Consider the following 26,434-nt stretch of genomic DNA (forward strand, 5'->3'; position numbering starts at 1 on the left):
TGCCAAGGTAGCTGACAAGAACTCGCGTAAACCGTTGCAATTAGAAGAGAAACAGCTCGCCGCAAATCGAAGCGACGTGCTGTTTTGAATTCAAGGTCGGGGCGACAAGACACGGTTAGAACTTTTTTGCTCCTCTCTTTCCGACCTGCAAACATCCGATCCTGCGGCTTTCGCCGGGCTAAAAGCCCTGATCGGAGAAAACCGTAAACAGCTGAAGTGATTCGCTTCTCGTCTTCCAAAGCAAGGCGGAAAGCGGTTCACCAAACAGCTTTCTTAAAGCCCTTGCCGAGCAAAGTTTGATTAGCCGGTCCTTCGCTGGCACGATCCCGCAAAGACGCTTTCACAGGCTTCTTTGCTAATCGACCTATTGTGTTTCTGGCTACCCGAACGCGAACGCGTTTCGGCGTGGCCTTGCCAAGCGTTTCAGATGGAGACCCAAGCCCATGACTAACTCACCTACTCCAAGCGAAGACCCGAAGGATCAAAAAGAAGCTGAAGACCAGCTCGATGCAAGCGAGGAGCAAGCTCTTGATAATCCCATCAAGCAAGAACAGTATCGTCAGGAATACCTCCGTCAGCTCCGACTCCGGTCGTGTCCCGGCTACGGTGAAACCGATCTAGTCTAACTTGTCGGCGAAGCGAATCAGAATACGAGTCAGCGACGAGCGCGGTGACACGGGAACCACATTGCGATCGGCCAGCCGGAACCGTCTGCCATGGGTTTCCTTCAGTCGTCCCGAACATTTCTACGAAGTTGCCGAAAGTACGGCGTCAACGTCTTGGCGAGGCGGTGCGCCAAACATGCGGCGGTATTCACGGCTGAACTGGGACGGGCTCTCGTATCCAACACGAAAGCCGGCTTCGGCTGCATCGAGCCTTTCTCCGAGCATCAAGCTGCGAGCTTCCTGGAGCCTTATGCGCTTCTGATACTGCAATGGCGTCATAGCAGTCACGCTCTTGAAATGCAGGTGAAACGAAGAGACGCTCAGTCCAACTTGCTCCGCAAGGGATTCAATTCTCAATGGGTCGGCGAAGTGGTCCTTTAGCCAACGAATTGCTTGCGCAATGCGGTAAGCGGGAGCTCCTGCCAGCGCGATTTGGCGAAGACGCATTCCCTGCGGACCGGTCAATACTCGGTGAGTGATTTCGCGTAACACGAGCGGCCCAAGGGGGCCGATGTCCTGCGGCGCGTCAAGCAGAGCGACGAGTCGGCTCACGGCATCGAGTAGTTGCGGTTGGACCAGCGTTACGGCCAACCCTCGCTCCGATGGACCGGTTGTCGAAACAGTCGAACCGTCAGCAAGCAAATCCCCAACGACTCTTGGATCCAACGAGATTTGCAAGCCGAAATAGGGCTTACTGGACGATGCCTCAATCACTCGCGCATCGACCGGAAGGTCGACCGATACCAGCAGGAACTGTCCCTCGTCCATTCGGTATGCTTCATCGGCCAGCACGACTTCTTTGCCACCCTGGGCAACGAAGCACAAACACGGGTCGTAAATCAGAGCCGTCATCTCCGTCGGCGCCGAGAACGACGACAATTTAAGCTCCGGAATCGCACTGCTGACCGACTTATTCGCAGTCGAATGCCGCCGAACCACAGACACCAGCGTTTTCAATTGTTGGCTGTTCATTTTTGCTCCTTCCGAAATTGCCGTCTTGCGTCTGGCGAGGGGCGCCCTCGTTGTCTTTATCGTACCGAGGGCTGGCGAGTGTGACTACCTTCGGTTCGCATGCTTGCGGAGGATCAGGCAATCGCGTAGCAGGATTGTGTTACTGGCGGGGAGTTTTTATCGAATAGCATTCAACGTCTAAGAGCGAGTTTGGTCGGAGCAAGTTGGAGATAATCATAGAGATGAATTCCTGCTTGGAATCATTTTCGTCGAGTGGTATATGAACGCTAGCCAGTTTGCTGAAATCGAAGTTTAAAGCCGCGGAGGATCAGGCAATGAGCCAAGAGGATCGTTCTATCCCCTGTTGTGAAGGGACGAATACGATGAAGTACTGACACAACTCAACTTGAAGGACGAAGCCAAATGGCAAACCGAAACTCAAAGATTCAACGCAGCAGGTTGGCAAGCTTGCAATCGCAAAGCTTGTCGCCTGCCTCTCAGATCCGACTCAATCGTCGAGAGTTTACTGGGGTTGCAGGTGCTGCTGCGTTTTCACTGTCGACTATTGGTGAAATCAGAGCAAACCAAGAGTCTACGAAATCGAAGGAGGAAATAATGGAAATCACAAGAAATGGGGTGCAACCCTCTAAGGCCGGACCACCAGACTGGTTCACCGGTAAAACGCGAATCGACCCGTTGTTCGATGCCCATGAACCGGCACGAACTTCCGGTGCGAGCGTCACTTTCGAACCTGCCGCCCGCACGGCGTGGCATACGCATCCCCTCGGCCAGACTTTGATCGTGGTGTCGGGCCTCGGCCGTGTGCAGGTCTGGGGAGGCCCGGTCGAGGAGATTCGTCCAGGCGACGTGGTGTGGTTCCCGCCAGGAGTGAAACACTGGCACGGCGCGTCGCCCGCGACCGCGATGTCCCACATCGCGATTATGGAATCCCTCGACGGCAAAGTTGTCGATTGGATGGAGCATGTCACCGAAGAGCAGTATGGAGCGTAGTCGCGTTCTGATTGTCAACTAAGTGAGTATCAACAATACGAAAGGTATAACGTCATGATGAGTGAGAATATCAAAGGGAAAGTCGTCGTCATTACTGGAGCCAGTAGCGGTCTCGGTGAAGCAACCGCACGGCTGCTTTCCGCTGAGGGAGCAACGGTGGTGCTGGCCGCAAGACGGGCCGATCGCATCAAGGGACTGGCGGACGAACTTGAGGCACGAGGCGGAAAAGCGCTGGCTGTGGTCACAGATGTCACCGACCGCCAGCAAATGAAGGCACTCGTTGACAAGGCGGTAGCAACCTACGGCCAGATTGACGTGCTCATCAACAATGCCGGGGTCATGCCACTTTCGCCTCTCGAGCGGCTGAAGGTCGACGAATGGGATCAGATGATTGACGTCAACGTCAAAGGCGTTCTGTACGGCATTGCCGCCGCGCTTCCCTACATGAAGGAGCAGAAGTCCGGTCACATCATCAATGTCTCGTCTGTCGCGGGCCATAAGCTCTTCGGAGGCTCTGCCGTTTATTCCGCGACCAAGTTTGCAGTGCGGGCTTTGTCTGAAGGGTTGCGGCAGGAGATGACGCCCTACAACGTACGCACCACGATCATCTCGCCGGGCGCGGTCAAAACGGAACTGCTGGAACACATCAGCGAGCAGGACGTTCAGAAAACGACTCAGGACCATGTAGCCCAGGTCGGAGTGCCCGCCGAAACCTTCGCCCGCATGGTGGCCTTCGCTGTCAACGAGCCCGAAGAGGTCGGCGTCAACGAGATCCTGTTCAGGCCAACGGCCCAGGAACTCTGATCGAAACAGATCGATGAACCTAAGAACGTCGATGTCAATGAAATCATGTTCCGGCCCGATGCGCAGCCGATTTAGCGGCGTACGCGATGCGGGCAATACCCATTCAAATCTTTGCTTACAGGAGAATACAAATATGAAGTCTAACTGGATCAAGATCACGCCCCACAAATTAGTAGTGCTAACGATCCTCGGCGCGATGCTGTCCCTACTTGACGCCGTATTCGCAGAGGACAAGTCCGCATGGGACAAAACCTTCCCACAGAGTGACAAGGTGACTCATCAGAAGGTCACTTACAAAAATCGCTACGGTATCACTTTGGCCGCCGACCTGTATCAACCGAAATACCACGGTGACAAACGCTTGGCTGCGATTGCCGTCAGCGGCCCGTTTGGCGCGGTGAAGGAGCAGTCGTCGGGCCTGTATGCGCAAACGATGGCTGAGCGCGGGTTTGTCACCCTGGCTTTCGATCCGTCCTACACCGGCGAGAGTGGCGGCGACCCGCGCCATGTCGCCTCGCCCGATATCAATACCGAGGATTTCAGTGCCGCCGTGGATTTTCTCGGTCTGCTACCTTCCGTGGACCGCGAACGAATCGGCATCATAGGCATATGCGGATTCGGCGGTATGGCGTTGAACGCCGCCGCCGTGGACAAGCGGATCAAAGCGGTCGCGACCAGCACCATGTATGACATGTCACGGGTAATGGCCAAAGGCTACAACGACAGACAAACCAAAGAAGAACGCACGAAAACGCTAGAGAAACTGAGTCAGCAGCGCTGGACCGATGCCGAAAAGGGCGCGCCGCAGCTTGGCCCCGTTTCTCTTGAGCTAAAGGGCGGCGAGCCGCAATTTGTGGTTGATTACGCCGACTACTACAAGAAGCCACGCGGCTTCCACCCGAGATCAATCAACTCAAATGGTTCATGGACAGTCGCCAATCCGTTGTCCTTTATGAACATGCCGCTTCTCACCTACATTGATGAAATCTCACCGCGTCCAGTCCTCTTGATTCACGGCGAGAATGCTCACTCACGTTATCTCAGCGAAAGAGCCTACAAGGCTGCTGCGGAGCCGAAGGAACTGCTCATCATCAAGGGTGCCAACCATGTTGATCTTTATGATCGCGTAGATGTGATCCCGTTCGAGGAGCTGGTGTCCTTTTTCACAAACAATCTGAAGTAGCGTCATGGAGACAATTGCAATCACCATGAATAAGTCTCGCTCAATTCTTTATGCGACGATGGGCCTACTTCTCGGCATGACGTCTTGCAACAGTAGTAACCCGGCTCAGAAGGCTGATGCTTCCGGCTCGGCGAGCAACAGAACCCAAGTCACAAGCGATGCCGCGGAGGGCACAGTGAAAATCACAATCGGTTCGAAGACATTCAAAGCCACGCTCGAAAACAATGCGACCGTGGCCAAACTCAATTCGCTGCTGCCGCTGACGCTTGATATGACCGAGCTGAATGGCAACGAGAAATACTACCACCTCGCGACGCGCCTGCCGACGGACGAAATCAATCCCGGCAGCATTCAGAACGGCGACATCATGCTGTACGGAGACAACAGTCTCGTTCTATTTTACAAGGCATTCAAAACAACCTACCGATACACTCGGCTTGGGCGAATCGACAACCCGTCCGATCTTGCCGAAGCGGTCGGTCACGGCGACGTCACCATGACCTTCGAGTTGGAATGACAACCAGAACTGCCAAAGCCCCAACATACAGGAGAAGAAACGATGAACAATCCACTCGACTACAACGGTAAAGTAGCGCTCGTGACCGGGGCCGCATCCGGCATGGGGTTGGCAACGGCACAGGCGTTTGCCGACGCAGGGGCTGCGGTCGTGTTGGCCGATTTCCGCGAAGACATCGTCGACATGGAGGCGAAAAAGCTGATTGCCGCTGGCAGCAAAGCTCTCGCCATTGGGTGCGATGTTAGCGATGACGCCCAGATTAAGGCGATGGTGGATCGAACGGTTGCTGAGTTCGGTCGGCTTGACGCCGCTTTCAACAATGCTGGCGTGATGGCCAAGTCAGCGCCAATTGCCGAAAGCTCGCGCGATGATTGGGATCGTGTCATCGGGATCAACTTGCGGGGAGTGTGGAATTGCATGCAGCACGAACTGCGGCAGATGGAGATGCAGGGGAGTGGGGCGATCGTCAACAATGCGTCAGTTGGTGCGTTGACGGGAAACCCTGGAATTGCGTCCTACATCGCGTCGAAGCACGGTGTGGTCGGGCTAACCCGGACTGCGGCCCTTGAATACGTCAAGAAGGGCATTCGCGTGAACGCAGTCAATCCTGGCCTGATTGACACACAAATCGCTCGCGATGTGGTGAGTGGAGATGAGCAAGCCTACGCAAATATCGCGGACAATGTTCCCATCGGACGAGCTGGCCGTCCTGATGAAATCGCTTCGGCAGTGCTTTGGCTATGCAGTCCCGGCGCAAGCTACGTTGTCGGCCAGGCGTTGACGGTCGATGGCGGAATGACGGTCGGTTGATTTTTACTTCGTATATCTATCGCAACACGGCAAAGGAAAAAGCAAATGAAGAACCGCAAACTTGGAAACGGTCGTCTGGAAGTCTCGGCACTCGGCCTCGGCTGTATGGGAATGAGCTTTGGCTTCGGACAGGCGAGCGTAGAAGGAAAAGACATTGCGCTGATTCGATCCGCCGTCGATAGGTGTGTAAACGGCTTCCGTTCACACCGGAAGATCCTTCGCCCTAACGTCGAAAGGGGCGACGGGATTTGAACTCGCAATTCAACAGAATCGCCGCGTTTCGTCGATGTAGCCCGCGATCACCCTTTTCAAAATCGGGGATCCGGACCGAGTGCTGGCTTCCAAAAACTACGGAAATTGATGCAGCAACATAGATTACGAAAAAACGCCTCGCTTTGGAAAGCGGTGCGCATTATTTCAGTCGGGGCGACTGGATTTGAACCAGCGACCTCTGCGTCCCGAACGCAGCGCTCTACCAAACTGAGCCACGCCCCGGTTCTGTTGGATGAAACGACCGGCATTCAGCAGCAGTGTTCCCTTCAAAACGAAGTTTACGCGTCCCGTTTTGCTCGTCAATATTGGACGACCTTTTGTGGATGTCCCCTTTCCACCCATCCCCTTTCCACCCACAGAACATAACCCAACACCTGGCAATGATTTACGAAGAGGGTGAACTGACCGAATCGGCAACTTGTAAGGAATACTTACAAGTTCGATCCGAGGGCAAACGCCAGGTCCAACGGTCGCTCAAACACTGCAATCTCGACGCCAGCATCACCTTCGTTATCAATCGAATTTGTTGCATATACAACTTGGGCGTCTACGGCTCCGCCCTGCAACCGATGTTGACAGACGCCACAACGTAGCACCCTGACACGGCACCGCCCCCCAGGGGAGTGGTTTTCTGGCAGCAATTCGGTATGGTATGTCCGTGACTGTATTTCCTAACGAGGTTTGTTTTCAATGCAGCATGGACCGCAAAAAGCGCTTTGCGTTCAGCAGCCTTGGGCGGAGCAGATCCTCAGGGGCGAAAAGTGCGTGGAATATCGATTGCAGGTCTCCAAACTCCGTGGCACCATCGACCTTTATGCTGCCCAGGGGCGGCCCGATGCCTCCAATTCGGCAGTAAAAAACCTCGTCGGCTGCGGCTGGGCAAACTTCACAAGGTGCAAAGCAGCGATGACCGCACTCCATTTCGACTTCGTTCCATTCCATAGCGAAGTGGAACACTACGTGGCAGAGAAGCTCGATTCATCCGAAGCTGGTTCGTTTTTTCTGCAAGCTGCCCGGCTGGTTCAAGATTCCAACGCCGCTTGGCGACTACAACCCCGACTGGGGCGTCGTCCTGGAACGCGACGCCAAGCTGTATCTCGTCCGAGAAACCAAAGCTACTCAAGAAATCTAGGATCAAGTGATGAGGCCACTCGTGAAATCCCCAGCTACAAGAAGAATGACAATTCACGATGACATCCTCGCATGGTCGCTCGACCAACCGCATTGGCAACGCGATGCGTTACGTCGAATTATCGAAAAAGGCAGCTTTGATGTCTCGGATACCGATGAGCTGACCGCGGCCTGTCGTGAGGCTTACGGGCTGAGCGAAGATTCCGCACCCGAATTAACACTGCTAGCGACCGAACATATCCCTTCTCGGCAACGGTCCGATCGAAAGATTACGCTGTGCTCGATCTCGGAAGCGGCGAACGTCAACGCATTAGATTCAAATCAATTACTATCGTTTGCTGCAACCGGCCTGACAGTGGTATTTGGTTACAACGGTTCGGGGAAGAGTGGATACGGGCGAATCCTGCGCCGTGCCTGCCGTGCCCGCAGCAAAGGCGCCCCAATTCTGCCTAATGTCATGGGTGATGCAGCGACTGCCCCAGCCAGTGCCGTCATCACGACCGCTGTTGATGATGCCGAGCAGCCGCCAGCACAATGGATCGACGGGCAACAATCACCCGATGGGCTTGGAGCCATCAGTTTCTTCGATTCGGATTGTGCATCGGTGCATGTCCGAGATAAGAACGAGGTTGCTTTCACGCCATTCGGGCTAGAGATCTTGCCGACACTGGGCGACCTGTGCAAATCAGTTCAGGCAAAGCTCAACGCAGAGAAGAGGATACTCGAAGGCGAAACACCTCCATTCCTGCGAAACAGCTACGCGACCGGCAACACAAAGGTCGGCACGACGCTGAGCGAGCTCAAGGGTTCAACGAAACCGGAAGACTTGGATACGCTGGCGTCTTTGAATGATGCCGAATTGGAGCGACTGAAAGAGATACCCGTTCAATTGGCCTTCGACCCGCAGAAGGCGGCGAAAGATCTGCGGGTTCAGGCAGGTCGAATCACCACGCTCGGGCGTTCGCTCGCTGCGGCCGAGAAGGCGTTGTCTGACGAAGTACTTGCAGCAATCAAAGCACTCGCCAGTGACGCCGCCGCGAAAACGAAGGCCGCTCAAGTTGCTGCGGCGATGAACTTCAATGATGATCCTCTGGACGGCATTGGGGAACCGGTATGGCGTGCGCTTTGGGAAGCGGCTCGTCGATACTCAACGGACGCAATTCCAGACACGGGATTTCCTGCTACAGACACTGAAAATGCCGTTTGTGTTTTATGTCAACAACCGCTTGCTGAAGATGCAAAGGATCGACTAGAGCGATTCGAAAAGTTCGTGCGTGACGATAGTGCCCAACAAGCAACCAAGGCAACTACGGCTTTGACAACTGCTGTTACAGCTTTAGATCGGCTTGACCTTCAAGGCGAAGGTACGAGGGAACAAATGAAAGACGTCGAAGCAATCGACGCTAAAGTCTTTCAGTCAGTTCGGGACCAGCTTGCAACGCTGTTGCGACGATTGCGTGCGGTTAAGCTGGCTTACGAATCAAGCAACTGGTCTTTCGAGACTCCGGGAACGCTCAACGACGTTACCGACCACTTGGTAGCTCTCATTAAGACCCTGGGCCTGCGTGCCGCAGAGATTGACAAATCAGCAGATGCGACAGAGCGAAAAAGGCTGACGGACGAACTTGCAGAGCTAAAAGCTCGCGAGTGGCTAACAACCGTACTCGGCGACGTGAAGGAGCACGTGTCTCGGCTGGCCGACATCAGCAAGTTGAAAAAGGCAATCGCCGAAACCAAAACGAATGCAATTACGACCAAAAGCAAAGAACTGGCCAAACTCTACGTGACCGATCAGCTTCGCAATGCGTTTGCAGATGAAATCAACAAGATGCAACAAGGCGTGCGTCGACTAAACGTGGAACTTGCCGCAGCAGAAGGAAAGCACGGACGCACCTTCTATCGCGTCCAGCTGGTTGGAGCCAGCAACGCTCAGGTGGGTACAATTGTTTCTGAAGGCGAGCATCGCTGCATTGCGTTGGCAGGGTTCTTATCAGAACTTGCGACTGAGCCGACCAAGTCAACTGTCGTGTTCGATGACCCAGTCACATCGCTCGACCACCACTGGCGTGGCTGCTTCGCTCAGCGTCTCGTTGAAGAATCCGCAAATAGGCAAGTGGTTGTCTTTACCCATGACATCGTATTCCTTCATGACTTACTCGATGGTGCAAGCCGAAGTGGCTTACCAGTTCAGATCCAACAGTTGGCGGCAAGGCAAGCAACGGCCGGCATCGTTGAGAGTGGTTTGCCCTGGGATGCAAGAAGCGTAGCGGCTCGAATCGACACCCTAGAGAAAGATACACGTGCAGCCCAAACACTTTACGACAACCACGAAGACGAGGCCTATAAGGCGAAGGTTGAGGGCATTTACGGACGTTTACGGGCGACAATTGAGAAAGTCGTTGAAGACCAGATTTTCTGTCGAGTCGTTGTACGTCACCGTGACTATATCAATCTGAAGGATCTGCCGAAAACCGTTGCGGTTACGGCTCAGCATTGCGAACGGGTCAAGAACCTATTCAGCAAATGTTGCGATATTACTGACGCACACCACCGATCTCCATCTCGTGGATTCAGTGTTCCATCTCCGGCTGATGTTCTGCACGACATTGCAGAGTTAAGTGGGGTCGTCGATGATGTGAAAACCGATCAACGAAGCATTGTATAGAAACAAAGAGCAATTCTGGCGTAGGCTCTCGTTGGTCGGCCTGTGAATGCCTATCCCGATGAAGCAAATCCTCAAACGATCTTGGGGACAGCCAAACTTTGAGGTGACGCAGGCATTACCTTTTTTGGTGGGGCACCGATTTGGGGACAGGAAAATTTGGGCTCCGCGTGCTGGCGATGCGACTGGCGCAATCGCGGTAGCGGCATACCCTCCAGGGTGCTGCGACCCTTGCGGGGTCGGGAAATCGCCTGACGCACCCTACCGGTGGCATCGCTTCCGCTCAACCACCGGCTAATCGCTGCCACGCCTTTGGCGTGGTAATAACCGGCGCAGGCCCCTCCATCTTTCGATTGCACTGCGGTGCGCTTAGATGTCCTGAACTGTCTTCCAATGGGTGATTGCAATATCCAATTTGCAATGTTCATTTTGCAATTTGCAATCGCCCCATTCGGCACCGAATTTGGGAAAGCCAAAAGCCAAACGGTAATCACTTCGAGCGCATCAGGGCTGTAGGCTCGACCGTTTGCCCAGCCCAGGCCATCGGCCTGGGAAGCGACGACGGCCTCACATCACATCTCCTCAATCTCTCAGGGCCGCAGGCCCGACGGTTTGTAGCGACTAACAAATTGCCGGGCCTGCGGCCCTGCTGCGCGATCGGCGGCTGGCTGGGTCCCAGGCCGATGGCCTGGGCTGGGCAAATTACCGTGCCTGCGGCCCTGATGCGCGAGGACTTCCGGTGGCGGCAACCTTTAATGGGTGTCCCCTTTCGGTATTCTCCATTTTTCCATTTTTCCATTGCACTGCGGTGCGTTGAGATCTCTCCAACTGCCTTCTGATGGGTGATTGCAATAGCCAAGTTGCCATGTTCATTTTGCAATTTGCAATCGCCCCATTCGGCACCGATTTTGGGAAAAGCCAAGTGCCAAACGGTAATCACTTCGAGCGCATCCGGGCTGTAAGCTCGACCGTTTGCCTAGCCCAGGCTGCAGGCCTGGGAAGCGACGACGGCCTCCCATCTCCTCAATCGCGTCAGGGCCGCAGGCCCGACGGTTTGTAGCGACCAACAAATTGCCGGGCCTGCGGCCCTGACGCGATCGGCGGCTGGCTGGGTCCCAGGCCGATGGCCTGGGCTGGGCAAATTACCGTGCCTGCGGCCCTGATACGCGAAGGCTTCCGGCAGCGGTAACGTTTAATGGGTGTCCCCTTTCGGTATTCAGGACGATGGCCTGGGCTGGGCAAATTACCGTGCCTGCGGCCCTGATGCGCGAGGACTTCCGGTGGCGGTAACTTTATAGTGGGTGTCCCCTTTCGGTATTCACGCGTGCCGGATTGTTTGCCTCGGCACACGCAGAGATCACCCCTGAACTTCGGCCGCAACGCGCCGATCTTCCGATTCGAAGTGTGATATCATCGTCGCCGCTGCGAATCCCCCCCAAATTTCGAAACATTTGACGATCACCGGAAACCACCATGAACCGACTCAATAGCCGCATTGAAGATCTAGCGAATAGGTCCACCAGCGCGCGAACCATCTGCCAATCATTGTTTGGGCTGTGGGTCGTGCTGGGCACACTGAATGCCACACCGCTGTTTGCCCAAACGGATCCGCACAACGCCACCACGACTTTTCTTGTCGTTCGGCACGCCGAGCGAGATGGCAATTTGGACAAGCTTACGAAGACTGGCCAGCAACGTTCACAAATTCTTGCTTCGCTCGGTAGGGCTCTGAATGTGCAAGCGATTTATTCGACCGATACCCAACGGACGAAAGGTACAGTGCAACCGCTGGCAACGGCTGCCGGTACCGAGATCCGAATCTATGAGACACCGAGCAAAGATTGGATCGCTTCGCTTGCGCACAAACATGCTGGGGAAGTCGTTTTGATCGTTGGCCACTCCAACACGGCTGGCGCGATCGCGGGCATGCTTGCGAAGCGAAAACACCTTGAGCTCGCCCACGACGAATACGACGCCCTGTTTATCATTCGACAATCCGCTTCCGAAACGCAATCCTTACGGCTGCGATACGGAGCTTCGTCTGCCGGGGCTTCATCAGCCGATCCAGACAAGATGGGAACGCTCGTACCAACTCGCTGAACGGCGACTAAGAGCGCAACAACGACAGGTCGGTTGTTGTCGTCGTTTGTAGCTTTGCCTCGACCTCGGCTTTTGCGCTCCGCTGCGTCGCCGGCTTTTTTACCTCTAAGTTGTATTTCCCCGGCGGGACGCTGAATGTGTAGCTGCCATCGGTGGCGGTCTCGATCTTCGATACCGGTTTTCCCTTGGCGTCGGTCAACGAGACAGTCAAGCCGGGCTGGGCGATCGATCCTTCCAATACTCGCCCCGCGATACGCCCGATCGGCTCGATCACCTGCACCGGCAATGCCACCACGTTGGAACCCGTCTTCCCTGCGTTTGTCGTGATCGTCAATTCGATCTGTTCGGGAACTGGCAAAGCCTTGGGCCACGCCAACTGCCAAGTTTCATCCCCATCCCCCAATCGATCCGCCTTTATCGGTTTGACTTTGGTATCCGTCGTCGCCACCACGGGCAGCACACTCACGCTCGCCACACCGCTTGGGTTTCGCCGCAGATGAATCAACACCGTCATTTGGTCAGATATCGATTCGCCACGAGCATGGATCTCGTCGGGCAACGCGTCGTCCAACAGGAAGCGATGCGTGCCCGTCACCTTTTGATTTCCGATTGGATCGGTGGTTGTTACCCGCAAGCGATGTACCCCCGTTCCAAAATGCGTTGGGATTGGCAACTGCCAATCACTCCGTTTGGCAACCACTTGCAACGTCGCTTGCGTTCCCCCACCGGCAAACTTCGCGTCGATGGAACGCGATGTTGGAACGTCGGTCCGCCACAGAACTTCCTGACCACCATCGCTTGAAAGCACTTCAATCGTCAACCCGTCGGCATCGGCAAGCTGGCGTGCCTTGAGGGTTGCCAGGATCGGTTGGCCGGGAACGATCGCATCGACTGCGCTCACGTCGATCGTAGGCGTTCGTTGCGCTTGCAACCGCACGCGACTCGACTGTCTCGGAAACCGCCCCGATAGTGCAAAGTAGCCGGGGTCGCCATTGATCGAGACGGGAAGCGAGACTTCCGGTTCACGGCCTTCGTCAAACCTCAGGTTGTGCGCAAACAATTGACAGCGTGATTGCTCCGCCGCCAGTTGTGATTGCAATCGGCTGTCTCCAAAATCGATCAACGGAGCGATCGCTGTCGAATCGAGTTCCAACCGGAAAGTGGGTTCGGGTAGCGAAGGATCGCTCCCCTCCAAACGCATCTGATTGCGTAGGACATCGACCGACAGTTCGTTGTCGCCGTGAGGGCGGACTCGATATTCGGCCGGTCCCAATTTGAAGGCCTCACGCGGGTCGAGGACTTCGGTCGCGATCCGCCATCGCCCCAACACCGCGCCACTTTTGGGTTCCGTCGCTGTCAGCAACAAGCTTGGGTCACGCGAGGTTTGCGAACCTGCCGGACTCTTTTTCGTCGTTGGCTCCGCCGGCAAAAAACGAATCGGCGTGGCGACATCTCGCTGGCACGGAATCGGAGCCGTCGTCAACGTACCCAGCGAAGGAGAACTCACTGAAACGACGATCGACGCGATCGAAGGATCATGGCAAATCAGCTGCCAGGCTAGGGCCTGCGGCTGGTTGTCGGGCCACAATGCCAAACGAACGTCGCGGCCGCGTGAACTTGCTGCCGGTCCAAAGTCGATCTCGACCGGGGGCCGGATCGGTTGTTTGGGCATCTTCAGCGGAATCAATTCGGTTTGCGTCCCCCGCGTCAATTGCAACCAGATCCCTCCCACAAAGGGATCCACTTGGGCGACGTCCGACGGCGTAAGATCGAACTGAATTTGGTCGATCTGGTCGGCTTTTAAGGTCCCACGCGGTGGAACGACGGCGATGCAGTTGCCTGCCGAAGCAAAAAATTCATAGGTCACCGGAACCGCGTCCATCACGTCGACTTGATAGTGCAGCGCGATCTGGGCCGTTGGCGTATCCCACGTTAAATCGCCCAGTCCGCCCCGGATTGCGACAGGAATCATCGCATCGCTGCGGGCGATCGAACGTTGTTGCGCAATCGATCGATAGATCGGGATCGCGTCGATCGTGGCCGTTTGTGCGACGTAATCGTTCAACCAGCTGAGGTATCGCGAGGCGGAGGCCTTCGCGATCGCTTCGGCCTGCTGGGACAACGTTTGAAGGCAGATCTGCGGTTGGTCGGACATTGCGTCGACCGACGACATCGCCGACGCCAGCGTGGCCGACTGATTTGCAGCCCGGTACTCGGGACCAAACGAATATTCAATCGGTTGGTTTAGAATCTGAGATCGGACCGAGGCCGGAATGGTTGTCGAGATCAGTCCCGAAGTGCTCGCTTCGCTGTTGGTGATTTGATCACTGTGGCTTTGAGTCATCTGCTTCAACTGACGGTCCAAGGCTTCGGAAGCCTGCCGCAACACCGCCAATTCACCCGTCAAGATCCCCGCTCCCTGAATCGTCCCGCGGCGCAACTTGCCGATCGCACCGATCAGATCCGCGGCGCGCCGCTGGGCCAGCAGATAGTCTCGATCGTGGTCCCAATGAACCCCTACGGCCGCGTCGGTTGCGATCGTCTGGCTTGCGACCTTCAATCGGCGAATCGCCAAACCGACCGATTCTTCCGCGGCCAAGGCGGTCCCCGACATGACCAAGGCGGAATCCAATTGTCGCGTGACTTCAGAGTCCAAGGTCATCCCTGAATTCCAAGCCAGGCGTTGAGCGACCACAAATGCATTGGTCACGTCGTTGATCCGTGGACTCAAGATCGCAATCGCCGCCGGATCGGATCCTAATCGTCCATGGATCCGGAACATTCGCAGCGCGGTAGCGATTTGTTGATCGTTTGCTTGGCTCATCCGCAGTCGATCGATCGCTTGGGTGATCGGAAAGGTCGGTGGCGTTTTCCAGGCGTTCCGCACGGCGGCGAGCAGTTCCAAAGAATCCCGATCGATGCGAACGCTGCGATCAAATTGAGCGACGACCGCTTCCAGCGCGACCGCGGCCTGATCGGATGCGAAAGCCGCCGTATACTTGGCGACCGCTTTGCCAATCGCAGCGGCCTGTTCGGCAGCGGGAATCGTCGCAGTGATCTTTTGATGTTCGGTCATCAGAGTTTTCGCGCGGGCCTCGATCTCCGTCGCTTCGCGATCCGAAAGCATTCGCGCCGCAGCCAACCGCAGCGAATCGGGACGCGTTTGAGCGCGGGTCGCCAACGCGTTGTCGATCTCCGCCAAACATTCGACTTGAATGCGTGCGACCGCCGATGCGACGTTGTTTTCGTTTTCACCACGACGCCAGCCCGATTCGATCTGGCTGAGCGATTGTGCCCAACGCCGCCCCGTCTCGGGCAACCAGGGTAGTTCGGTATTGGCCAAGTACATCTCACGCAATCGCCAACCCGCAGTCAGCGCCGCGGGATATTCCCGATGCGCCGAATCGATCGTTGCCGTGATTGGCGAGAAACAGACATTGGATTCTCCAGGAATCCATTCGATACGTTGTTCGGGCCCCGCTTGCAAGGAAGCCGATGCAATCAATGGTGCCGCCCAATCCACCGCTTCTTTCAACGACACGCGTCCGTCGTGATCGCAGTCCGCCGCCGCATCACACAACGACTGGGTCAAGCAATAACTCATCAAACTTTGCGGTGCGGCACGCAATCCACGCGCCGGACCTTGGTCCGATGCCGACAACAAGACGTGCGTGTCACCGATTTCATGAAGCGATAATTGTTCCTTGATGGCTCGATTTAGCAACTGCAACCGCTGCTGCGAATCTCCTTCATCCGACACGATCGGCCAATGAACCTCCAGGATCAGCAGCTTCTTTTCAGCAGGCGATTTCTCGAGCTGTGCAAGGACATCGACCAGCGATATCGCCACGTTTTGCTCGGTTTTCGGATCGACTCCGTAGAAATAGACCTGTCCCTGGTCGATCCGCGCCAGCGTGCTCACATGCAGCACGACCTGCTGCCGCGAATCGGTTTGAACCAACGCGTCACGCCATGATTTCCCAGGTTTCGATGCGTTCCGTTTTTTGGGAGGGGCATTTTCCGAAGCTGCTTGGCCAGCGCTAGCATCAGCCGATTTGGCGGCCTCGGCCTTGGCATCGGTCCCGCCGCTTTTGGCATCGGGGTCCTTTGCATTTTTGGTGGCGGTAGGCGTTCCAGATGCGTCCGCATCCGGCTTCGCAGTCTCCTCATCGCCCTCGGACTCCACGACGTTGGCGACACCTTGAAGCGGCGCGTTCGCGGGAACAAGCCCTAAAAATAGTTCGTCGGTAGGCGGGTGTGGCGCGTCGACACCCAAGGCTTCATCGTCCGGCTGCAGGTACAACGACACGAGCACCGTGCGATGATTCGGCGATGGGAGCGATGCAAACGCCAAGATCGTGCCCATCAGCGTTGCCAACAAACAGCTGCCGATCGCTAGTTGACGATATCGCGAGGGCCCGTGGAGTATCGGTCCACTACGCCATCGCGGCGGGTTCGCGGCGGCAGTCTCCGGCGCGGTTGCGTTGACTTCCGATGCTGATTCGCTCATCGCTCGACTCCCGAATACGCGAGGCTTCCGCCGTCGGAAAGACTTCGCCGGGTGACGCTGGGGCGACGCGGCGGTTCGGCAAAGATCACCTTACCACCGGCACGCTCGGTGTCGCTCTTCACTTGATCGACAAGAATCAATTCGACCGATTGCAGTGAACGTTGGACATCATCGCCGGTAACCGGCCACTGCCGCAGCGTGAATTCGCCCAACGTGGTGAAACATTGTTCGTCTTGCCCTTCAAAGGCGAGCCCGCGGGTTCGCAACCGCAACGCCATCGAACGCGGCCCGCTGCCACGCAGCACCAAGCAAGACTGAGGCGTCAGCGTGCCGCTGCGGTCGGCAACCGTGTGCGTTTCAATCGCGGCTGATTTCAGCCGTACTTCCCCCTCGCTCAACTGCCAACTGGCGGGCGCCAGATCCTGCAATTGCCTGAAGTCTTGATTGCGTACCAACGCCCCCACGGAATTTGCCTTTCGATCGCTAATCCAAACGCTGAATTGCGGCTGGCCGACGACTTCGCCTTGCACAGACAAATCGTAGCCGTCGCATGAGGGTTCCGAATTGTTCTGCCAACGAATCGGCATCGCTTTGTCGCCGTCGCGGGCTTCGACCCAAAGTTCGCTCGGACGTTGAATCGCCAGATTCCCACGTGTCGCATCGGCCCACAACACCAACCGACGGGCGGAGATTCCCGGCACGGAGATCGGTTGCGGCGCCAACGCCAACGTCCAGCGACCACTTTGTCGTTGCGGACACCAACGGAATTGTTTGTCGATCGCGGGCCACAGGCTGTACGTCCCGACCGTCGATCGATCCAAGATCAATTGCTCGCCATCGGACAACTGGATCGTGGTAGGCGCTGTCGCGCCGTCGGTCGCTACCGAGTACAGTCCCGCGTCCAACATCGGTGTCCAAGACGCCGCGGCATCGCCGGGACTGATAGGTACCGTCGCCACAGGATGAGTTTTGTCGGCCGATGTCGATGTCGCCTTGCGAATCGCGATCGGGGTCTCCACCGTTAACATCTCCGCGAGGGCGGAGGCCAATTCCGACGTTTTGTCGGCGGTCACGAAGCGCCCCGGAGGCAGTAGTTGCCGCACGGTGGCCAGTTGTTTTTGAGTCGCGGTTTTGTCCCCCGCATCAACGCGAAATCCGATCACGTTGACCGTGATGCCGGTCCCGTTGAACTGTCTACGGAGCCATTGTTCGGGTGTCAGTCCCAACGGGTTGGCCACGCCATCGGTTGCGATTCGGTTGTCGGCACCGTCGGTGATCACGACCAAGCTGCGGACGCCATCGGCATCCCGAAGATCATTCGAAGCAGCCAGCATCGCAGCCAACAGAGGCGATTCGTTCCATGGTTCGACGTTGGGATAACTGATCGCGTCGATTAAGTTCTGGCGCAGCGATCGGTCGCGAGGATCCCATACGATCGGAGCTTGAATACGGCGAATCGAACGTTCCGCCGGCTGCACGGTCTTGGTTTCGCCTACGGCTTGGCCAAACGTCCAAACGCTCAACTTGACCCCGCTGGGAAGATCTTTCAACAGCGATTCGATCGCGGTTACGGCGTGGGCATATTTTGTATCGGGCCCGAAGACCTGCCCCCGATCCGCCCCCATGCTGCCCGAACAATCCAACACCAGCGTGATCGCGCCGTCGGTCGCGTGGTGGTTCGGCGCGTCGGATCGAATGGCGATCTGGCCGCCAAGCGACTTGGGGTTTTGAACGATGTGAACGTCGGGAGTTTGTGCGATCGTGACCGGCAGCGGCGCCGTGATGCGTCGTCCGCGAAAGTAGCCATGCACCTGAACGTTTGCAGACGCCGGCGTGGTCCCTTCGCGACGCTCCAGATGCACGATCAGGCCGTCCGCCTCCGTCGCCTGAGCTGCGTTTTTCATTTTCGAAAGATCGCACAACGGCCGGCAGACGCGTTGTCCCGCAGTGGGCTGCGTCACTTGCAAGTCACCCGTCGCGTCGACCCAGATCGTCGCAAAGCCTTCGGCTCCATGATCCATCGTACGGACGCTCACATTGATTTGGTCAGTCCGCTGCGTCGTCCAAACCAATCCGTTGGGCAACGTGATCGTGACGGCAGACGACGGATCGGACAACAGTGGGTTGTTCGGAGAACGGGTCCGCGAATGCAGCGAAGCAATATCGCCGGACAAGAGTTCGGCGACCCGCGCATAATACGCAGGCCCCGATGCCGAGAGCGACCAATAGGTGTCGGCGACAAAACGTTCGGTTTGCCAGGCGAGGAAGCGTGCGAACCCGTGGGTCCAGACCGCGGTCACGAACTGCTGACTTTCAAAAGGGGGCGTCGAAGCCATCCGGTGAATGCATTCAAGTCGGTTGCGCAATTGATCGTCTTCGTCGGCCGATTGCGGCGAGATCGGCGTGGTCGTCAATTGCCGTGCCGCCTTCTCACGTAGACCGATTTGGTAGCCGGCCGTTGCCAAGGCTTTCCACCACTGGGAATCGGTGGCAAAGATCTTCAGGCGATGTTCGACTTCGGCCCGAGTTTCCGATTCTCCGGCGACCATCGCATCGAACTCTTTCGCCGGCCAGACGCACAGCGACAACTGACCTCGGAGCGCCGCGGACGCTTGAATCGTGTTCAACGAAATCGGATGTTCGACGACCGCTTCGGAATTCGATCCCGCATCGGCACTCGCTGCCAACCGGCACAAACTTTCCCAGGCCGCGTGCCGCGTGGTCGCATCACTTCCCAACGTATGCAAGGCCGCGTAGACATCCGGAAGGCAGCCTGCCTGTTGCGATAAAACATCGGATTGCCAAGCGTCGACACGTTTGCGAACCGCTGCGATTTGAGCGGTAACTTGTTGCGTCAGGTCTTTTAGATGCAGCAGTTCCGCGTTCCGTTGCGATTCTTTTGTTGCCACGTCGCCATTGACGATCGCTTCGATCTGCTGCAATGTTCCGTAGAGCGAGGGGATCGCTTGACGATTTTGCGGCGCGTCACGGGTACTGGCGGCAGCCAGTTCGCGAAGCCGCGACAATTGATTGCTGCCGCACTGGACGATCGTTTGGGCATCGATCAGGACGCTGCAAATCTGGTCGATTTGGGCGTATCCGGTTTCGGCGGCATCGAGGCAGACGTCCGCGCGTTGACGGGCTTCGGCCTCGCCGATCAACAGGTCTCCGGCAAAGCGGCGCTGGCGATCGGTAGAATCGATCATCGGTGACACCCAACGATACAGTTGAGGCGACCACCACAGACCGTCGTTGGCGATGCGATCACAGCGCGCACTGAGCGATAAGAAGCGAGCGATCCGTGTCGCATCGACCGATCCCAGCGGTTCCGAAGGCAGATCGCGGGCCAGGAATTGCAGGACGCGGCCCAGTTGTGGGATTGGTTGCAATGGATCGGTGATCGTGGTCACCATGGACGCCGCTTTATCGAGTCGTTGGCGATCAACGGTTACTTGGGTGCGAAACGCCGTTGCCAGTGCATCGGCATGCGATTCAATGATCGATCGACGCAAGAATGCCACCTGTGCCTCGCTCGGCTGCGCCGCGATCACATTCAACCAATGATCGGCTGCCTCATCGGTCGGCATCTCCGACAGCAGCGCCGCCAGTTTTTTTGCCTTCCCTCGCAGGTCGTCCGTCACCTCAAATCCCACCATCTCGGGCGCCAAAACGCCCGCACGACAGGCGACCGATTCGATTCGTGTTGGTTTGTCGAGAATCTGAACGAGATCTTCCAGATGATTGCTCAAGACGTCCGCAGCACTTTCGCATCCGGCGCGTTCAAAAGCCTCATAACGCAACAAGGTGCGTTCAAAGCGCGGCCAGATGGCTGGCGATTTGATCGCCGGATGCAGCGATTGCGCCGCCAGTTGATCGTGCCGCGAGAACCATCGCGCGATGCGATCGTTGTTCGAAGGTGACACTAACGCGGGAATCTCGATCGTTGGGTTCTGGCTGGGGAACAGACCGAGGTTGCGGCAGCGGTTCGCCCCCTCTTCTCCCGAGGGCAGCATCCACGGATGTTGCGGACGCTGAGCGACTTTGGCGGCCCAAACGGTCGTCTGTTCGGCAGCGCAGTCATGCACTTCCAAGAGGTCGATCCAACCATCGCGATCCCGATCTTCCGCCAAACCGTTGACTGCGGAAATGAACGCGTTGGCCCAATTCGTGGTGCCGACGGCAGGATTGATCCAGCTTTGCTCATGCGTTTCGCTGGAAATCAGAACTACCAAATTGGGAATCGCCCGAATCGTATCTTCCAGGTCGCGGATCTGGCGGGCGAAGTCATTCAACAGGATTCCCAGCGACGGTTGTGATTGGAAATGCACACAGTCCAACAGCAGCACTTTATTCTGTTTCTCTGGAAACCGAGCGATCTGCGCCAACAGATCTTTGACGGGGTAGGCGTCGTCGATCGATTGGGCATCGGCGGCCAACAGCGCCGGACCTTGCGGCGTGTGGATTCCGTGGACCGAAAGGAATGTGAGTGAAATCGCAGCGTTGGGATCGGTGCTGATGCGTTCAAAATCACTGCGATTTGCTAGTTCCAATGGAGGCCTGGCCAATCGAATGTTCCGTCGGGCGTTGATCTCCCCGTGGGTGACCCAAGCGGAAAGTCGCCCGATTGCGCGGTCGCCCATTGCGTTGGGCGGCAGGTCGAGGTTGGCGTGATAATCCGTGCTGGCCAACATCACGCAAACGCGTGGCGCACGGCCGATGCTTGTCGTCGCCCAGGTCAACACCGCGGTCAACGCGGTCGCCGCAAAGACTCCGCCGATCAACAAATTCCAGCGACTGGACCACCGCCAAACGGGTCGATTCCCTCGATTGGAATTCCAGGACGCGATCGAATCGATGGGGGCGGCACGTCGAGTGGGTGGCAACAACGGCGCAGCCGATGATCCTTCGGCGCTAGATGACATACGTGGCCCCAAGAGTGTTCGAGTTGGAAAGGTAGGCGAGACGCAAGGCAGGATCGGAACGGTCGTGCAACACGATTCCATTGCAACACTTGTTCGCGCATCGTCAAGCCTCACTTCGTTGCCCGCTGGCCAGACGATGCCGCACAAACATAACCTCGAAAACCGTGTCAGAAAAAATTCGTGCCTGATTCGGATGCTTTTCCCAACCACTGTCGACCGTACAACCGGCAAGCTTCGCGCAGCAGGAACAGTCGAGTCCAAAACCGCACACAACGAGAAGATTGCAGTGACCTCGGCAAGCCACCGTGGCCGATGCCGTTCAGCAGGGCATTGTGTCGACACTGCCTGCATCGACCTAAGGATAGGGCGATACGTCATGGCAGGGACCGCCGATCGAGAACCATCCTTCGATCTGTAGGTAACGATTCCATGTCCGTCGACTCCCTGATCGATCCGGTGCAGACACGCATCCATCTGCACTCAAGCCTTGGAGTGGATCGGTTTCGCCTAACCGAAATTCGTGGTCGTGAACGGATCAGTGGACTGTATCGGTTCCGACTGAAGTTGCGTTCGAATCGGCACGACCCGGTAACGTTAGACCAATTCACCGGCCTGGCAGTAATGGCAAGTTTTCAATTACCGAACCCGGAATGGTTGTCGGTCGTTGCCGCCGATCACGCCCCCGCGACACGCGACTTCTGCGGGATCCTGTCCCACGTCTCCTACGACCACAGCGACGACCGCGACCGCTATTTCACAGCGATCCTTCGTCCGCGACTGTGGCAACTGGGACTCAATCGACGTTTCCGGATGTTCAGCCAGAAGACGACCCGCGAGATCGTGACCACCGTTCTGGGCAGCATGAACGTCGATTGGCGATTGGCGAACGAAACCAAACCACACAATTACTGCGTCCAATACGGCGAGAGCGACTTTGCCTTTGTCAGCCGCTTGCTCGAAGCAGATGGCCTTTTCTACTTCTTCGAACATCAATACGAAGGGCAAGCTGTCGATCCGCAAGATCGCACCGAACGCTTGGTAATCACCGACAGCATCGACGCGGCGAATTCGCCACCGCCATCATCGTCTGGCGCTTCCGCAAGCGAAACATCCTCGGACTCTTCGGCAGCAACCATTCCCACCTACCGATTCGATGACGTCGGCGGAGGTGTTCGCGATTCGATGCGGGTCCGCCGCTGGATCGCCACGCGCCAATTGGTGCCCGAAACGAGCCGCTCGTTGGACCGACACTTTCAACGCCCCAAGTCGTTAGCCGACAGCTCTCATACGACGATCTGCGGCTCGACGGCGAACGCCGCGACCACGTGGATGTGTTACCCATCGGAGGTCGCAGATCGGGTCGATGACATCACCCCTGCGGGCGCGGATCGCAAGCAATTAGTAGATCTGGATTCATTGGCTGAATCGGATGCCAAGGTTCGCGCGGCGCGATTGCAGTACCAGGTCGCGCGGTTCCGTGGCGAGGGCGACGTGGCGGTGATGAGTCCAGGGAATAAGTTCCAACTGGTGCGCGATCGCATTCCCGATCCGACAGCCTACTATTTGACGCAAGTCGAACATCTTGTCCGCTTGGCGACGGGGCAACACAGCGGGCACCGCGATGTCAAATTGACGTATAAGAATCGCTTTCGTTGCAGCTCGGTCACGGTTCCCTATCGTCCCGCACGAAAGACGGCCAAACCAAGGATCGACGGCGTGGTTCCGGCCACGGTTGTCGGCGACGCTTCCCAGAAAGACGATCATGTTTGCGTCGACAAGTACGGTCGCGTCAAGGTTGTCTTTCCGTGGCAAACCGGGACCACTGATACCAGTTGTTGGGTGCGTGTTGGCCAATTTTGGGCTGGACCGCGCTGGGGCGCATTTTTCTGGCCGCGGGTGGATCATGAAGTGATCGTCGCTTTTGAACACGGCGATCCCGATCGGCCGATCATCGTGGGGAGCGTCTACAATGCCACCAACATGCCACCGCTGACGCTCCCCTCGCTGAAGCTCTCCTGCGGCATTCACTCCTGCTCGCACAAAGGGAATCCGGTCAACAACACCAGCACCGTCGTGTTCCATGACAAAGAGGGAGCCGAATACTTGGAGCTGCATTCGGAGACCTACCACAGCATCAGCAGCGAAACCACGGAAGTGAAATGGTCGGCGGGTAAAGAGATCCAATTCAAAGGACACCATTGGTTGTTCGACGCGATCGGCGGAAGCGGCGGCGGCGGCAACAACATGAGTGGCGACGATGGTGGAACCGATGCCCAGTTCAAAGAGCCAGGGGAAGAGGCGGAGTCGGGGTTCAGCGTTACCGAGATGCTCAAGAGTTTGTTCTTGGCCGACGATAAGGGTGAGATCGACTTCACCGTAGGCGATTCGTTTTCAAAAACCTTCGGCGGATCGTACGCAAGCAAATATGGTTGCAACATTTCGATGGTCTGCGACCCGATGGATTTCTTCGAGTTCCTGGCCGACAAGATTGGCGAGTCTGCTCCCACCGCAGGCATGCTCCTCAACCCTCTGCTTCCCCTGCTTTTCGGCGCTGGGGGACAGGGTCTGACGACGTTTGGAGGCAAAAGCAATCTGCACTATGGAAAGGCGATCGAATGCCATCGCGGCTACAAAATCACCAAGGTGTTACCTGTTCCCAAGGAGCCGGCCACACGGTTTTCGAAGGGAAATGAAACGCCGGTCGATGCCCCCGCAACGACCGCCTGTGAAATCGCCGTGGCGCTGCTGTTGATCATCGACCTTGCGGTGATGTTGTTAACCAAAGCAGCGGTCTCCCACAAAGGGGAACACTGGCAGGGGTTCGTCAAATTCGCCGAGGTCTGGACGTTTAACATCCTTCCACGTTTGCAGGGTCTACTGGTCTTCATGGAATCGACCGTTGCGAAGGTCGACGATGCAACGGCTTCGGTGGAGGATACGGTCGACGATAGCGAAGTGGCTGTGCAACGATCCGCACGCGTTCTCGAAACGACCGATTCGGCTGCGCCCGATAGCACCCAGGCCGCAACCGTTGAAGTCGAAAACGCGCTCTCTTCCGCTGCCACCAGTGAACGTAAATTGGAGCAGATCGTTGAAGACGACGAGGATGACGACGGGGATGAGGGCGGTGCCGGTGGAGCAGTTGCGGGCGGCGCAGAGGCTGGGGGCGCAGAAGCGGGCGGCGCAGAAGCGGGCGGGGCAGAGGCTGGCGGAGCAGCATCCGCAGCACCGTCGGAAGCCCCTGCAGCGACCTAGGACCATTCAACGGATAGCGAGTCTTTAGAAGATTCGGATTCAAAACATGCGGCAAAACATAGGGGTTAACGTTGGATAACGCAATTCATCTGATGGGCGAACACGCCACCACATGCGCCGATTTTTCGGTACGAGCCCAGGTCAAAAGTACGCCGACCGACCCCACGGATCCCTTGATGGGACGGGTCAGTCTGACTGCCGAAGGGCCCAACGACGACGGCAACGTTTGCCTTCAGGCCAACGGGCGAGTGACTTCGCAAGTCGATCAGTGTCGGATCGATGTCCTTGCCGACGGCATCGTCGTCGACTCGGGGAACACAGGAAACATCGGCTTACGGGCAGGCGTTGCCCCCTGCATGCAGCAGGTCGACCTCGAAGGCAACGGCGGCAGCATCGTGCTTGAAAACGGTCAGATCGAAGGGTCCCCCAAGATCGAGATCGGCGTCGATTCGATCACACTTTCGGTCGGCACGAACAAAATAACGATCAGCGCTACCGGAATCACGATCGAAGGTATCGAAGTCACCGTGGAAGGGACCGCATCGGCGGAAATGAAAGCGCCAAGTGTTTCGGTCTCCGCCAGCGCCGACGCCACGATCAAGGGGACGGCATCGACCGAAGTCAGTTCCTCAGGAACGATGACGGTCAAGGGAACCGCGTCGACCGAAGTTAGCGCATCGGGAACGATGACCCTTAAAGGTGCGATGGTGATGATCAACTAAGATCGCCACGGTAACACGTTGGATTCCAACCTCAAAAAACGAAAGCTGAACGATGCCCTGTGCCGCACGAGTTGCCGACCTCCACACCTGTCCAATGGTCACCGCTTTGGTGCCTCATGTCGGAGGTCCGATCTCCGGCCCTGGAGCCCCAACCGTCCTGATTGGCGGCCTGCCCGCATCGGTCGTCGGCGACCTGTGTGTTTGTGTCGGACCGCCCGATTCGATTGTGATGGGAAGCGGCACCGTGATGGTCGGCGGCAAACCGGCAGCGCGGATGGGCGATATGACCGCGCATGGCGGGTCGATCACCTTGGGCTGCCCGACCGTCATGATCGGCGGTTGAAGGCATTTGTAACCGCCGACGCGATCTGCGAACCGTTTTCTATCCAAAAGCAATAACTCATGAACCTCGATCAGTTAGACAAAATATTGGTGGCCCAAATCGAAGCGCGGACGCCCAACAATGGGATCGATGCGATGTGCCAGCACGCTCCCACAAATCGCTTGATCTGGTGGGGCTGCCTGTCGGCCTGGTCGATCTGGCGTCCCACGCCTCCGCCCGTCGAAGACGCCGCGCTGGCGATCGCTGCGCGTTGGGTCTTCCAACCAAGCGACGACCTGCGCCGCGCTGCGGCGTTGCAAGCCAAGTCCGATACCGTTGGAATGTGCAAGTGGCTGTTGCAAGCGGTGCAATTCAGCGGCGGCCAGTTGAAGACCGACGAAGCGGGAATCGCCGTGCCAACGCCCAACGTATCGGGCCCCTACACCAAAGGCTTCATCCACAATCTGCTGGCCACCAGCCCTCCGGTCGAACGAGCGACCGCATCTCAAAATCTCTTGCAATTGGCACGTCAGGCGATCACTCGCCCCATGCCGACGGCCGAGCCAACGCAACCGAAACCGCAACTTGTTTAACGG

18 protein-coding genes and 1 tRNA gene are annotated in these 26,434 nt (G+C 57.0%); 15 read left to right on the plus strand and 4 right to left on the minus strand.

All coding sequences use genetic code 11. From position 1 onward, the window contains the following. Positions 1-443 precede the first annotated feature (443 nt). Positions 444-626: a hypothetical protein gene (locus tag Poly24_RS17605; RefSeq protein WP_145098335.1), complete on the plus strand. Its 183-nt coding sequence runs from the start codon at positions 444-446 to the stop codon at positions 624-626. Between the two features lie 120 nt (positions 627-746). Here the strand turns inward: Poly24_RS17605 and Poly24_RS17610 are convergent, their stop codons facing one another. Continuing rightward, positions 747-1,637 (minus strand): AraC family transcriptional regulator, encoded by an 891-nt coding sequence (locus Poly24_RS17610; protein ID WP_145098338.1) that lies wholly within the window; start codon positions 1,635-1,637, stop codon positions 747-749. 402 nt (positions 1,638-2,039) lie between these two features. On the opposite strand from Poly24_RS17610, the gene Poly24_RS17615 reads away from it, so the two are divergent. The 6 genes from Poly24_RS17615 to Poly24_RS17640 all read left to right on the plus strand — a co-directional run bounded on the left by Poly24_RS17615 (position 2,040) and on the right by Poly24_RS17640 (position 6,193). Further along, entirely contained in the window at positions 2,040-2,627 is a 588-nt protein-coding gene (locus Poly24_RS17615) for a (R)-mandelonitrile lyase (protein ID WP_231753202.1), read from the plus strand. A gap of 54 nt (positions 2,628-2,681) precedes the next feature. Next, positions 2,682-3,431, plus strand: a complete 750-nt coding sequence (locus Poly24_RS17620) for an SDR family oxidoreductase (protein WP_231753203.1) — start codon at positions 2,682-2,684, stop codon at positions 3,429-3,431. A gap of 133 nt (positions 3,432-3,564) precedes the next feature. Continuing rightward, positions 3,565-4,614: an alpha/beta hydrolase gene (locus tag Poly24_RS17625; RefSeq protein ID WP_145098341.1), complete on the plus strand. Its 1,050-nt coding sequence runs from the start codon at positions 3,565-3,567 to the stop codon at positions 4,612-4,614. A gap of 4 nt (positions 4,615-4,618) precedes the next feature. Then, positions 4,619-5,131, plus strand: coding sequence for a cyclophilin-like fold protein (locus Poly24_RS17630; RefSeq protein ID WP_197451996.1), 513 nt, complete (start codon positions 4,619-4,621; stop codon positions 5,129-5,131). A 42-nt stretch (positions 5,132-5,173) separates the two neighbouring features. After that, positions 5,174-5,941 (plus strand): glucose 1-dehydrogenase, encoded by a 768-nt coding sequence (locus Poly24_RS17635; RefSeq protein ID WP_145098348.1) that lies wholly within the window; start codon positions 5,174-5,176, stop codon positions 5,939-5,941. Positions 5,942-5,986: 45 nt separating this feature from the next. Next, positions 5,987-6,193 (plus strand): hypothetical protein, encoded by a 207-nt coding sequence (locus Poly24_RS17640; RefSeq protein WP_145098351.1) that lies wholly within the window; start codon positions 5,987-5,989, stop codon positions 6,191-6,193. Between the two features lie 169 nt (positions 6,194-6,362). Here the strand turns inward: Poly24_RS17640 and Poly24_RS17645 are convergent. Further along, positions 6,363-6,436, minus strand: a tRNA-Pro gene (locus tag Poly24_RS17645). A gap of 158 nt (positions 6,437-6,594) precedes the next feature. On the opposite strand from Poly24_RS17645, the gene Poly24_RS17650 reads away from it, so the two are divergent. The 4 genes from Poly24_RS17650 to Poly24_RS17670 all read left to right on the plus strand — a co-directional run bounded on the left by Poly24_RS17650 (position 6,595) and on the right by Poly24_RS17670 (position 12,107). After that, positions 6,595-6,807 carry a virulence RhuM family protein gene (locus Poly24_RS17650; RefSeq protein WP_145098354.1) on the plus strand — a complete coding sequence of 71 codons (213 nt, stop codon included), beginning with the start codon at positions 6,595-6,597 and terminating at the stop codon, positions 6,805-6,807. Between the two features lie 97 nt (positions 6,808-6,904). Further along, complete coding sequence (locus Poly24_RS27930) at positions 6,905-7,408, plus strand: ASCH domain-containing protein (RefSeq protein ID WP_145098359.1); 504 nt, start codon at positions 6,905-6,907, stop codon at positions 7,406-7,408. Then, positions 7,392-10,010 carry an AAA family ATPase gene (locus Poly24_RS17660; protein WP_197451997.1) on the plus strand — a complete coding sequence of 873 codons (2,619 nt, stop codon included), beginning with the start codon at positions 7,392-7,394 and terminating at the stop codon, positions 10,008-10,010. The genes Poly24_RS27930 and Poly24_RS17660 overlap by 17 nt, the downstream gene beginning before the upstream one ends. A gap of 1,470 nt (positions 10,011-11,480) precedes the next feature. Further along, on the plus strand, positions 11,481-12,107 hold the full coding sequence (locus Poly24_RS17670; RefSeq protein ID WP_145098368.1) for a phosphoglycerate mutase family protein: 627 nt from the start codon (positions 11,481-11,483) through the stop codon (positions 12,105-12,107). Between the two features lie 7 nt (positions 12,108-12,114). Here the strand turns inward: Poly24_RS17670 and Poly24_RS17675 are convergent, their stop codons facing one another. Continuing rightward, complete coding sequence (locus tag Poly24_RS17675) at positions 12,115-16,617, minus strand: carboxypeptidase-like regulatory domain-containing protein (protein WP_145098371.1); 4,503 nt, start codon at positions 16,615-16,617, stop codon at positions 12,115-12,117. Continuing rightward, positions 16,614-21,539, minus strand: a complete 4,926-nt coding sequence (locus Poly24_RS17680) for a vWA domain-containing protein (RefSeq protein WP_145098374.1) — start codon at positions 21,537-21,539, stop codon at positions 16,614-16,616. Before Poly24_RS17680 ends, Poly24_RS17675 begins: the two co-directional genes overlap by 4 nt. A gap of 429 nt (positions 21,540-21,968) precedes the next feature. On the opposite strand from Poly24_RS17680, the gene Poly24_RS17685 reads away from it, so the two are divergent. The 4 genes from Poly24_RS17685 (at position 21,969) to Poly24_RS17700 (ending at position 26,431) form a co-directional block, all read left to right on the plus strand. Continuing rightward, positions 21,969-24,794, plus strand: coding sequence for a type VI secretion system Vgr family protein (locus Poly24_RS17685; protein WP_197451998.1), 2,826 nt, complete (start codon positions 21,969-21,971; stop codon positions 24,792-24,794). 71 nt (positions 24,795-24,865) lie between these two features. After that, a complete protein-coding gene (locus Poly24_RS17690) occupies positions 24,866-25,516 on the plus strand; it encodes a hypothetical protein (RefSeq protein ID WP_145098380.1) in 651 nt (216 codons plus the stop codon). Between the two features lie 52 nt (positions 25,517-25,568). Then, positions 25,569-25,859: a PAAR domain-containing protein gene (locus Poly24_RS17695; RefSeq protein ID WP_145098383.1), complete on the plus strand. Its 291-nt coding sequence runs from the start codon at positions 25,569-25,571 to the stop codon at positions 25,857-25,859. A gap of 59 nt (positions 25,860-25,918) precedes the next feature. Beyond that, entirely contained in the window at positions 25,919-26,431 is a 513-nt protein-coding gene (locus tag Poly24_RS17700) for a DUF6931 family protein (protein WP_145098386.1), read from the plus strand. The last annotated feature ends 3 nt before the right edge of the window (positions 26,432-26,434 follow it).

Origin of the sequence: Rosistilla carotiformis (assembly GCF_007753095.1) — a bacterium.
GTDB classification, from domain to species: domain Bacteria; phylum Planctomycetota; class Planctomycetia; order Pirellulales; family Pirellulaceae; genus Rosistilla; species Rosistilla carotiformis.